At 31.0% G+C, this 12476-nt stretch carries 10 protein-coding genes and 1 other annotated feature; all 10 genes read right to left on the reverse strand.

What is annotated here, in order from left to right:
- Positions 1–98: 98 nt before the first annotated feature.
- The 10 genes from ACESR5_RS06725 to ACESR5_RS06770 all read right to left on the reverse strand — a co-directional run bounded on the left by ACESR5_RS06725 (position 99) and on the right by ACESR5_RS06770 (position 12368).
- Positions 99–2720 (reverse strand): valine--tRNA ligase, encoded by a 2622-nt coding sequence (locus tag ACESR5_RS06725; protein WP_373154796.1) that lies wholly within the window; start codon positions 2718–2720, stop codon positions 99–101.
- Positions 2692–3375: a DUF4375 domain-containing protein gene (locus ACESR5_RS06730; RefSeq protein WP_087244081.1), complete on the reverse strand. Its 684-nt coding sequence runs from the start codon at positions 3373–3375 to the stop codon at positions 2692–2694. The genes ACESR5_RS06725 and ACESR5_RS06730 overlap by 29 nt, the downstream gene beginning before the upstream one ends.
- 33 nt (positions 3376–3408) lie before the next feature.
- Positions 3409–3615 (reverse strand) — a binding site (T-box leader).
- A 30-nt stretch (positions 3616–3645) separates the two neighbouring features.
- On the reverse strand, positions 3646–4551 hold the full coding sequence (locus tag ACESR5_RS06735) for a hypothetical protein (RefSeq protein WP_087244082.1): 906 nt from the start codon (positions 4549–4551) through the stop codon (positions 3646–3648).
- Positions 4548–5231 carry a LysM domain-containing protein gene (locus ACESR5_RS06740; protein ID WP_087936765.1) on the reverse strand — a complete coding sequence of 228 codons (684 nt, stop codon included), beginning with the start codon at positions 5229–5231 and terminating at the stop codon, positions 4548–4550. The genes ACESR5_RS06735 and ACESR5_RS06740 overlap by 4 nt, the downstream gene beginning before the upstream one ends.
- A 95-nt stretch (positions 5232–5326) precedes the next feature.
- Positions 5327–5635: a PTS sugar transporter subunit IIB gene (locus ACESR5_RS06745; protein WP_087244084.1), complete on the reverse strand. Its 309-nt coding sequence runs from the start codon at positions 5633–5635 to the stop codon at positions 5327–5329.
- 162 nt (positions 5636–5797) lie between these two features.
- Positions 5798–6388 carry a ribosome biogenesis GTP-binding protein YihA/YsxC gene (gene yihA, locus ACESR5_RS06750; protein WP_087936766.1) on the reverse strand — a complete coding sequence of 197 codons (591 nt, stop codon included), beginning with the start codon at positions 6386–6388 and terminating at the stop codon, positions 5798–5800.
- Positions 6389–6431: 43 nt separating this feature from the next.
- Positions 6432–8759 carry an endopeptidase La gene (gene lon / locus ACESR5_RS06755; RefSeq protein ID WP_087304214.1) on the reverse strand — a complete coding sequence of 776 codons (2328 nt, stop codon included), beginning with the start codon at positions 8757–8759 and terminating at the stop codon, positions 6432–6434.
- Between the two features lie 94 nt (positions 8760–8853).
- Complete coding sequence (gene tig, locus ACESR5_RS06760) at positions 8854–10134, reverse strand: trigger factor (protein WP_373154797.1); 1281 nt, start codon at positions 10132–10134, stop codon at positions 8854–8856.
- A gap of 64 nt (positions 10135–10198) precedes the next feature.
- On the reverse strand, positions 10199–11122 hold the full coding sequence (locus ACESR5_RS06765; RefSeq protein ID WP_087244088.1) for a DUF3196 family protein: 924 nt from the start codon (positions 11120–11122) through the stop codon (positions 10199–10201).
- 127 nt (positions 11123–11249) lie between these two features.
- Positions 11250–12368: a 6-phosphofructokinase gene (locus tag ACESR5_RS06770; protein WP_373154799.1), complete on the reverse strand. Its 1119-nt coding sequence runs from the start codon at positions 12366–12368 to the stop codon at positions 11250–11252.
- Between the last annotated feature and the right edge of the window lie 108 nt (positions 12369–12476).

The following is a 12476-nucleotide window of genomic DNA, read 5'->3' on the forward strand; positions in this document are numbered from 1 at the left end:
ATTTATCAATTTGCATAAAAAATAAAAAGAAGTGGTAGATTTAATAAAAAATTCTACCACTTTGTCAACAGCCTGAAGTGAAATTTTTCAATTTCACTTTACATCATATTCAATTTATCTTTCATCGCATTATATTTTGATTGGTAATCAGCCAATTTCTTTCTTTCCTGTTCAACTTTTTGAGCAGGTGCTTTTTGAACAAAGTTTGGATTAGAAAGCATAGATTCACAACGTTTAATTTCGTTTTCTAGCTTTTTGATTTCATCTTCCATCTTTTTCTTTTCTGCTTCCAAATCAATATAATCACCTAATTCAATAATCAAAGCATTACCACCTTTGATCATTTCTGTTGCTACATTTGAAGATGTTTCAACATTATAACCAAAGCAACGCGCATGACAAAGTTTATAAATATATGGTGAAAGATTTTCAAGTAAGCCTTCAAGCTGAGTATCCTGTGTTTGAATAGAATATGCAATTTCAATAGCATTTTTAATGACATATTGAGCTCTTAAATTTCTAATACCTTTAATGATATCAATTAAGTAAACAAATTGATCCTGAATTTGTTCATTATTGAATCTATCATTAATAGTAGGCCATTTCGCAATACAAATAGATTCTTCTATATGTGGAATAGATTGATAAATTTCTTCTGTCACAAAAGGCATAAATGGATGTAATAATCTTACAATTGCATTCAATACATAAACCAATGTATTTTGTGTTGCTTTCTTTTCAATGTCATTATCACTATTTAAATGAACTTTAGACAATTCAATATACCATGAACAGAAATCATCCCAAATAAAATTATAAAGTTCACTACCTACATTAACAAATTCAAATTTATCCATATTTTCATCAACAGAAGCAATCACTTCATTTAAACGATTGAGAATCCATTGATCAGCTAAATTTAAATGATCAAATGATAAATCCTGATATGACATATTTTCATCAATATTCATTAAAACAAATCTAGCAGAATTCCATATTTTATTAATAAAATTCCATGCAGCATCTAATTTTTCAGGAATATATCTTAAATCCATACCAGGTGCAGAGTTTGTTGTTAAAAAGAATCTTAATGTATCAGCACCATATTGGTCAATAACATCCATAGGATCAACACCATTACCTAAAGATTTAGACATCTTTCTTCCTTGCTCATCACGAATCAAACCATGAATCAGAACATTTTTAAATGGTCTTTGGCCAGTAAATTCTAATGATTGGAAAATCATACGAGAAACCCAGAAAAAGATAATGTCATAACCTGTGACTAATGTGTCAGTTGGGAAATAACGTTGATAGAGTTCACTCTCTTTATTTGGCCAACCCATTGTTGAAAATGGCCATAAAGCACTTGAAAACCATGTATCAAGAACATCTTCATCCTGTTTCCAGTTTTCAATATCTGCAGGTGGATTTTTACCCACATAGATTTCTCCTGTTTCTTTATGATACCATGCAGGAATCTGATGTCCCCACCATAATTGACGTGAAATACACCAATCTTCAATGTTTTCCATCCATTGTTTAAATGTTTTTTCAAAACGAGGTGGCACAAAAGAAACCTTAGAATCTTTTAATTGATTCTCTAATGCCGCATTAGCAAGTGGTTTCATCTTGACAAACCATTGTTTTGATAAGTATGGCTCAACAATAGCATGACTACGTTCAGAATGTCCAACCTGATGCATATGTTTTTCAATATGATCAACAACACCTCTTGCTTCAAAATCTTTGACTAAAGCTTCACGGCATTCAAAACGGTCCATCCCTTGATATTGACCACATAATTCATTCATTGTACCATCATCATTCATACATTTTGGCATCGCTAAATGGTATTTTTTTGCTAAAGCAAAGTCATTAGGGTCATGAGCTGGTGTACATTTCATAACAGCTGTTCCAAAACTCATGTCAATGTAGCTGTCTGCCATAATTGGTAAAGATTCACCATTCGCAGGATTAATTGCATGTTTTCCAACCAAATGCTGATATCTTTCATCATCTGGATGAACAAAAATCGCTTGATCGGCAAACATTGTTTCAGGACGTGTTGTCGCAATAATCAATTTTTCACCTGTTTCAACAACTTCATAATTGAAATAATACATATGTCCTTCAATTTCTTTATGGATAACTTCAATATTTGATAAAGCTGTACGTTGAACTGGATCCCAGTTAATAATACGTTCTCCCTGATAAATATAACCTTTTTCATATAGCGTTACAAAAACAGTTTTAACCGCTTCGCTTAATCCTTCATCCAAAGTAAAACGTTCTTTTGTATAATCTAATGATAATCCTAATTTTTCCCATTGGCTACGAATAATAGAAGCATATTCTTCTTTCCATGACCAAGCTTTTTCTAAGAATTTTTCTCTGCCCAAATCATAGCGAGAAACACCTTCTTCTCTTAAACGTGCTTCTACTTTTGCTTGTGTTGCAATACCAGCATGATCCATACCAGGCAACCATAATGCATCATAACCTTGCATTCTTTTATAACGAATAATCATATCTTGTAAAGTTGTATCCCAAGCATGACCTAAATGAAGTTTCCCCGTTACATTAGGTGGTGGAATAACAATACTATAAGGTTTCTTAGAAGTATCTCCCGCTTCAAAATAGTGATGATCTAACCACGTTTTGTATTTTCCTTCTTCTACACTTTTATGATTATATTTCGTCGCTAATTCTTTTTTCATCGATTTCATCTCCCTCTTTATCTTCGTCAGGAATATCTGTATCATAAAAATCTTCTTTATGATCTAAAACATATTGTGTTAACTTTTCTCCTAGATTTGTGGTACTGACAAGTGTCACAAATTCATTTGTAAAATCTGAAAAATTATATCTTGAATAATCTCCCATTTCTGGATCATCTTCATCATCTTCTTCATCATTCTCAATAATTTCTGCAAAACGTCTTGCTGCTTTCATTAAATCAGCAATTTCATGTGCACCAACTCTTTCAAAAATATCAACTACCATTGGTACATATGGTTGACTCGCTGGACTTAAAAAGAAACTATGTAAAGATGCATTACGACCTTCTAAAGAAGATGTAATCATATAAATACCATAAACAGTTCTCTCACTTTCATTCATTTTTTCAAAATAATGATCAAAATCATCATTTTCTTTTCTCATACAATGAAACAATGCTGCCGCAGTCACATCTTCTCTTGGACATGTTTCTAAGACTCCAGGTCTTAAATATGAATATCTCTCTTTTTTAGCTTCATATTCCATCGCAGCTTTTTGACGATGTGCCCTATTTTCATTAACTCTTTTTTTAAAGAAAAAACCTAAAAAGCAAAGTGCAAAAATAAATAATCCCCAGACAATATAATTAGCCATTTCTTCTCCTCCTTTAATAAAAAAGAACATTCGCATAAGGACGAATGTTCGTGGTACCACCTTAATTCATATACAATCTGTATACCTCATAAACCTTAACGCAGTTATACGTGTTTACCTACTTCAATATTCAGAAAACAAACTCCAAGGCTACCTTCCATTTCTTCTTCTATCTCTTCACACCAACCAGAGATTCTCTTTAAGAATACAAAATGTACTCCTCCTCTTCAACGTCTATTATATTCTAACAAACCTGACTATCAAAGTCAATTATAACTGTGTAATAAAATCATGAATTGAATCTAAATAATATAATAAGCGTGAAAGCTTAATAATGTTATCAATTTCGTCATGTTCTAATTGAATAATAGGCACAATATTCATTAAACAGCAAAGTAATAATTTTTCTTCTTCTCTTAATTCAAACTTTTTCAAATAGGATTGACTCAAACAATCCAAATCAAAAAGAATATCTGGTATTTTTTGATACATATCAAATATATCATAAATGGGTAAATCCATTTCCAGATAATCTAGTGATATTAAACATTTAGATTTCAGTGAAATATGTTGATAATCAAAATTTTTATATGTGATACAAATACGAATGGATCGACAATTTTGAACACAATTCATATACTGTGATAAATATTGGCGTGCTAAACATAATGCATCATAGATACGATAATAATTCATAACAAGCAGCCATTGACTAGGTGAACGGTAAAGCTCATTTTCATAATTGGTAATCATCTGTTCATAATAAGCCATACGTTCCTGAATCACTTTTAAAACATCATTTTCAAGTGTATGAAAATATTGCTGATTGACTTTCATATCATAAAAACTATGACCATGGAGATAAGCCAGTGTTTCAAAATAAAATTGAATTTTCATTTCCTTAAGATGTTGTGAACCACTTTCAATAAACGGCATAAGATAAAGATATTGTTGCTGATAGGAAGTCAGATATTCATGATGATCATTCGGTATGATATGAACAAAACAAGATAAATTCAATGTTTCAATAGAATCATACATATTCTGTAATGATTTCTGTGATGTGATTTTTGCAACATAATATCCTTCTTCACATTTTAATTTAAAAACATGTGAACTTAACTTAATTTCACCAATAACATGAAGTCCATAGTTTTTTAAAATAATTTCCTTCATATCATATATGGAATAATAACGATTGTTCCCTGGGTTAAAGAACGCTCATGATTGTACTGCTTAAGAGCATATTCATCTACTTTATAATGTCTAGCAATAGTTTCATAGCTATCACCGTCTTGAACAACATAAAAATAATATGTGCCTAAATCTTCATCATTATTGACATCTTCACTTTCTTGAACAGGCATATCAACTTGTTTATCTTCCAATGGCCTTGTCTGTTGAATTGTCACTTCCTTTGTTTCAGGAATAACATCCACAATTTTTTCTTCTTCACGTAAAAGCTTCTCAATCTCTTCTGCAGGATCCGCTTCTTCATTTCTCGTCACTGTATCAACAACACGATCTTCATCATCCAATACCCCATATACATAAGCCTGTATAACCAATGACAAATTACCATCAACAAGATGATAATCAAAATCTTCTACTTTCACATGAAAATCTCTTTTATCTGTAATCTTTTCAAATAATGCGAAAATATCTAAATCTATTGTTTCATGAAATTGATGTTTTTCCTGTGTATCTTTATATTCACCATTAATCATAATACTACCAACCGCACGCATTCCATTTGTTTCCATCTTATAACGAATAGATTCATCAACAGATATCGAAATTAATTCATGAAGTTGATGATTCAAATCAACCATTTTTTTAAAATATATCTTTTGCATACAATCCCTCCTATCAAACTGTATGCATAAGATTGAAGAATATGAATAAGAGAAACATTGACAATAAAAAAAGTAGAGCTTTTGTCTCTACTTCATTATTGATTTTTTTCAAGTATTGCTAATGCCTGTTTTAAAACAGATTGACCATTCATCATTCCATAATCTTTCATATCTATATGAGCAACTGGAACCCCAGGTGCTTCAGATTCAATTTTACGTTGAGCATAACGTACTTGAGGTCCTAATAAAATAATATCTGTTCGATTGGCATTAGCTTTCACCTCATTAGCACCAACAGCCCAAATTTCTGCCTCTATACCTTGTTCTAAAGCTGCTTTCTTCATCTTTTCAACAAGTAAACTTGTAGACATACCAGAAGCACAGCATAACATAATACGTATCATTTTTCTTCCCCCTCCCTTTATCTATTATACAAAAAATGAAAAGATTTGTTAAGAGCGAGATTATTTGTTATAGCATATGAAAAAATAGGTATTATTGTGTAAAGTTTATTCCTTGCCTCTTTCACCACTTAATTTTAAAATAATTATTTTCAATCAATATTTTTAGAGTTCACATAGTTGAAAAATAGCTTGCCATAATTCGTCAATTCCAACTTTATTTAGACTTGAAAAACGAACAAACAGATCCCCTTCTTGAAAATCCAAAGTTTCTTTAATACGTTTTTCATTTTTCTTTAAATCATTTCGTTTTAACTTATCTTCCTTAGTCGCCACAACAATAACAGGAATCTGATAATATTTAGCATACTGATACATTTGAACATCATCATGAGTCGGTTTATGTCGATAATCCACAATTAAAATTAAGCCTTTTAACAAATCACGTTCTCTTAAATATGTATCAATCATATCCGCAAAGCTTTCTTTTATAGCATCACTGACTTTCGCATAGCCATAACCAGGAACATCTACCAAACAGATTTCATCATTAATATTAAAGAAATTTAAAGTACGTGTTTTACCCGGTGTTGAAGAAACTTTTGCTAATTTTTGATGATTCGTCAACGTATTAATTAAGCTTGATTTACCGACATTACTGCGTCCGGCTAAACAAACTTCTGGTAATTGATGATCTGGCCATTGTGATTTCCATGCTGCACAGAGCAAAAACTGTGCTTTGTTTACCTTATACATATCTTTCTCCTTTCAAAAAAAGCTACTGATTCAATCAGCAGCTTTATTGTTTCACTAAAGCATTTTCTAAAACAGTATCAATATTATCTGCTAATATAATATTCAAATCATTTTGAACTGATTCAGGAATATCATCAATATCCTTTTCGTTATCTTTAGGAATAATGATTGTACGAATACCACTACGATGTGCAGAAATTGATTTTTCTTTAAGTCCACCAATTGGTAATACTTGTCCTCTTAATGTAATTTCACCTGTCATAGCAACGTCATCACGAACAGGACGATTGCTAAAGGCAGATAAGATTGCTGTTGTTAAAGTCACACCAGCACTTGGTCCATCTTTTTTGACTGCTCCCTCTGGAACATGGATATGAATATCTTGCTTATCAAAAGCAATGTTTTCTAATCCATATTTTTGAGAATTTGCTTTCATGTAATCTAATGCAATAGAAGCAGATTCTTTCATAACATCACCAAGCTGTCCAGTAATAATAAATTTACCACTACCAGCAAAATGATTAACTTCAATTGGTAAAATATCTCCACCATATTGCGTATATGCCATTCCAGTAACAACACCTACTTGTGGCTTATCTAATTTTTTAGTATGTTCAAATGGTGCTTTACCAAGATATTCTTCTAAATCTTCAACATTTAATGTAAGCATTAAAGACTGATCTTTTAAGATTTTTAAAACAGCTTTTCGACAGATTTTAGCAATTAAACGTTCTAATTGTCTAACTCCTGCTTCACGTGTATAATGACGAATCACATACATTAATGCATCATCTGATATATGAAGCTGTTCATCTTTTAAACCATGAACTTTACATTCTTTTTTCAATAAATGTCTTTTAGCAATTTCTAATTTTTCTTGTTCTGTATATGAAGATATCTCAATGATTTCAAGTCTATCTCTTAATGGATCAGGAATACTTCCAAGATCATTTGCAGTTGCGATGAATAAAACTTTTGATAAATCATAAGGTTCTTCTAAATAATTATCAGAGAAGAATTGGTTTTGTTCTGGATCAAGAACTTCAAGCATTGCACTTGTTGGATCCCCTTTATAATCACTAGACATTTTATCAATTTCATCTAATAAGAAAACCGGGTTCACAACACCTGCTTTTTTCATTCCTTGAATAATTCTTCCTGGCATAGAACCTAAATAAGTTCTACGATGTCCTCTAATTTCAGCTTCATCTCTTACTCCACCTAATGAAGCTTTTACAAATTTTCTACCTAATGCTCTTGCAATAGATTTAGAAATAGAAGTTTTCCCTACTCCTGGAGGACCAACCAAACAAATAATTGGAGCATTTAAAGACTGAGTCATTTGTTTAACAGCTAAGTGTTCCACAATTCTTTCTTTTGGTTTTTCTAATCCAAAATGATCTTCATCAAGAATTCTTTCTACTTCATTGATATCTTGTGTATCTTCAGTTTCTTGATACCAAGGTGTTTTCATAACCCAATCAATATAAGTTCTCACAACATTGGCTTCAGAAGAAGCAGGTGGCATCATATCATATCGTTTTAATTCTTCTTCAATCTTATCTTTGATATGTTGAGGATAAGGTTTTGATTGAATTTCTTCACGAATATAATCTGTATCATCTTCTTTACTAGGTGTATCACCAAGTTCTTCTTTAATTGCACGTAATTTTTCTCTTAAATAATATTCTCTTTGATTTTCATCAATACTTTCTTTGACTTTAAGATTAATTTTTTCTTCTATTTCATTAATTGTCTTTTCTTCTTCCATGCTTGCAAGAACTAATAATAAACGTTTATTAATATCACATTCAGCTAAAATAGCTTGTTTTGTTTTTAATTCGACATTAATATATTGTCCTATTGTATCAGCTAATGCACTTGCACTCATGCCCTGTGACAAACTCGCAAAAACTTCACGAGGGAAAACCTGAAGATTTTTATGCATTGTCTGCATCTGATCTGTTAATTTTCTAACTAACGCAATTTCTTCAGCACGGTCACCATGAATATCTTCAAGATATTTTGTTTTTGCAAAAAGACAACCATCTCTTTCTTCAAGATTTAAAATTTCTATTCTTTTTTGACCTTCAACAGTCAATTTGATTGTTCCATGATTATCTCTTTTGATTCTTCTTTTAATTTTGCATAATGTTCCATAATGATAAACATGATCAAAATCTGTATTTTCATCAAGTGGATTTGTTTGAGAAATAAAAACAACGTTTTCATCAAATTCATTCACACTTAATTCAATTGCTTTAAGGCTAAAACTTCTTCCTACATCTAAAGAAATTTCATGAGAGGGAAAAACAACCATCCCTCTAGTACAAATGACAGGTAAATCAACGACAATATCTAATTCATCCATAATTCATGACCTCCTTTGTATTTTCATTATTATATATAATAATGAGTCACTTGTCTATTCATTTGTTTTAATAAAACAAGACGCTTGAAGCGTCTTATTTTACATTATCTTTAATCAATTGAACAGCTTTACGAGTAGCTAAATCATTTCTAATTTGTCCTAACTGTCCTTCAAAGAGTTTTTTCACTTCGTCGAATTCTCTTCCATAGTAAGTTGCAATTTCTTTGATTTCGTCATCAACTTCATCATCGCTTACTTCGATATTTTCAGCTTTAACAATTTCAGATAAAATCAAATTAAATTTCACACGTTTTTCAGCTTGTTCTCTCATTTCAGCTTTCATATCATCAAGAGTTTTACCAGTTAATTGTTGGAATAAATCCATTGTTAAACCTTGTTGAGATAAATTTTGTTCAACTTCTCTTAACATTTGTTGAAGTTCTGTTTCAATCATTGCATCAGGAACTTCAAGTGGTGTATTTTCAATAACAGCATTGAAAATATCATCACTGAATTTTGCTTCAGCTTCATTTTGTTTTCTGTTTTTGATTTGTTCTTTTGTGTAAGTTTCTAAATCAGCTAAAGTTTCAATACCATCAACATTAACATCTTTTGCTAATTCATCATCAATTTCAGGTAAAACTTTTGATTTAATTTCATGAACTTTAACTTTGAAAGTTGCTTTTTGTCCAGCTAAATCAGCAGCTTGATAATTTTCTGGGAAAGTGACTTCAATTTCTTTTTCTTCACCAACACCCATACCAATTAATTGTTCTTCGAAACCAGGAATGAATGATCCTGAACCAATTTCTAATGAATGGTTTTCACCTTTTCCACCTTCAAAAGCAACACCATCTTTAAATCCTTCAAAGTCAATAACAGCTGTATCACCGTTTTCAACTTGACCATCTTCTTTTATAACTAATTCAGCAAATTGATTTTGATAATTCTTTAATTCAGCTTCAATTTCTTTCTTTGTAACTTTAACTTGTGTCTTTTTCACTTCTAAACCTTTGTACTGACCTAATTGTACTTCTGGAGCAACTGGTGCAGTTACAGTTAATTTAAGAACATCTTCTGAAATTTCATCAATTTTCACTTCAGGTTGTCCTACTGGACGAATATCATTGTCCAATAAAATACCTGAATAATTTTGTTGTAAAATCATATCAGTTGCTTCTTCTAAAATAGTTCCTTTTCCAAGTCTTGCTTTAACCATTTGTTTAGGTACATGACCTTTTCTAAAACCATCAATCTTAACTTGTTTTGCTAATTTGTCTAATGCTTTTTCTTGAGCTTTTTTCCATTCTTCAGTTGTGAAAGTCACTTTAACTTCCATCATAGATTTTTCAAGTTTATTACAAACTGTTTCCATTTATACTTCCTCCATTATTTCAACACGCTTATTATACATGAAACAATTACATAATGCAACTATTTTAACACTCAACTTGTTTGAGTGCTAAAATTTGTTCTTCAATTGCTTCTAAATCACAATAATATAAAATTTCTAATTCTGACAAGTCAACATCTATAGAGAGTAATGTTGCCACATAATAATGAATTGAGGCTGCCCAGACATTATAATCCATTTCATCAATTTCCTGTGGATAGAAAGAATACAGTAAATATTCCAAATATTCCTGACACTGTTCAAAAAGTGATGGATTATCACTTTCTAATGCATTTTCAAGATACTTTAAAATACCTGTATAAGCAAGCTGATCTAATACCATTGGCATATAGCTTGGATTAAAACTATAAATCTGACCAAACTTCTCAACTTCCATTTCTTCATCAACCTGCTGATCGATCATAATTTCCATCAATAAAGTCTTTGCAAAAAAATGTTTGTTTGGATCCATCAAATAAGTTTTAATTGTAGGAATAATCATACGAACATTCAATTGCTGTAATTGATCAAGTGCCATATACAACAAATCTTCATTACAATCTTTTTTATTTAACAATTGATTAATTTCTTCTATTGAAAAAATTTGATTTTTATTTTCAACTTCATATCGGGCTTCCTGCTTTTCAAGCAAAATTTCGTCATAAGCCGTATTAAACAAAGTTTCATATTGATAAGGTATATAAGGCATAGATAATTCTTCAATTAATAAATCTATTGCTTCTTCATATTCACCCAATTCTTTTAATGCCATGATGTACATAGATATAACATCATAATATGTTTCTTTTGCCAAAGCCTTTGCATGAGCGCCTTCATATTTTGCTTTTTCAAATTCACCCAACCCAATGAAACAAACGAGTCTTAAATATCTTGTTTTTTCATCATTCATATCATGAAGCTGATTTAAAGCTTGAAGATATTCACCATTTTCAATCAACTCTTCAATCAATTTTATCCCTCCTTTTGACTTGTACGAGATATTCTATCAAAATTTAAATATTTAAGCAAATTATTTTTACATATTTTATCATTCTACAAAAAACTGTTATACACAAACATGTATAACAGCCCTTATGTTATTCATCACCAAAGCAAACACCAACAGCTTTAGCAGCACGAACCAATTCACCATTTGGATCGACACGTTTTTGTTTACCGAATTTAGCATCACCAATAACTTCTTCTAATGATGTATAATCCATATTTTCTCCATGAAGAGTCACAACATTACCAAATAGTCCTTCATCAATCAATTCACATGCTTTAACTCCAAAACGAATAGATAAAATACGATCATAAGGAGTAATATCTCCACCACGGATAATATGTCCTGGATTAACAGAACGTACTTCATGATTTGGAATCACTTTTTCTAAATCATCCGCTACTTTTGCAGCCAAACCACTATAACGTACTGGATCAGGTGAATCTTCTACAATTTTACCAATGACTTTTGTACCATCAGCATATTTTGCTCCTTCAGCTACTGCAATAACAGTATAAGGCAATCCCTGTTCATCACGTTTAGCAATATGTTTAGCAATATTTTCAATCGTAAATGGAATTTCTGGAATTAAACAAACACCAGCATTTCCAGCAAGTCCTGCATATAAAGCAATCCAACCTGCATCTCTTCCCATTAATTCACAGCAAATAACACGATGATGAGATTTAGCAGTTGTCTGTAAACGATCAATAAATTCAGTTCCTACACTCATTGCACTGATGAAACCATATGTAAGGTCTGTACTAGATAAATCATTATCCATAGTTTTAGGAACTCCAATAACTTTAACACCTTTTCTTGAAAAATCTCTAGCACTTGTTAGCGTTCCATCTCCACCTAAAACAACAAGAACATCAACACCCGCTTTTTTCAAGTTTTCTACACCAACATCACTGACATCTTTTTTAACTTTTCCACCTTTTCCATCATCTACCAAATAGTCAAAAAGATTATCTTTATTAGAACTATATAAAATAGTTCCACCTTCCTTATAGATGTTTTCAACTTTTTCTTCTGTTAATTCAATATAGTTATTGTTATATAAACCACGGTATCCATAAACATAACCTATAACTTCCCATCCATATTTATGAATAGCTGTTTTTGTAATTGTTCTAATTACTGCATTTAATCCTGGACAGTCACCACCACCAGAAAGTAATGCTATTCTTTTCACTTTCTTTTCCATATCATTATCCTCCACATTTATTTTCCATTCTTCATTATAATAAAAATCATCACAGAAAACAACAAAAAATGAATCCGTTTACAAAATTTCGTATAAAATAAAAAGTTA

Origin of the sequence: Clostridium sp. AUH-JLR23 (assembly GCF_964238065.1) — a bacterium.
Lineage (GTDB): Bacteria > Bacillota_I > Bacilli_A > Erysipelotrichales > Coprobacillaceae > Allocoprobacillus > Allocoprobacillus merdigallinarum.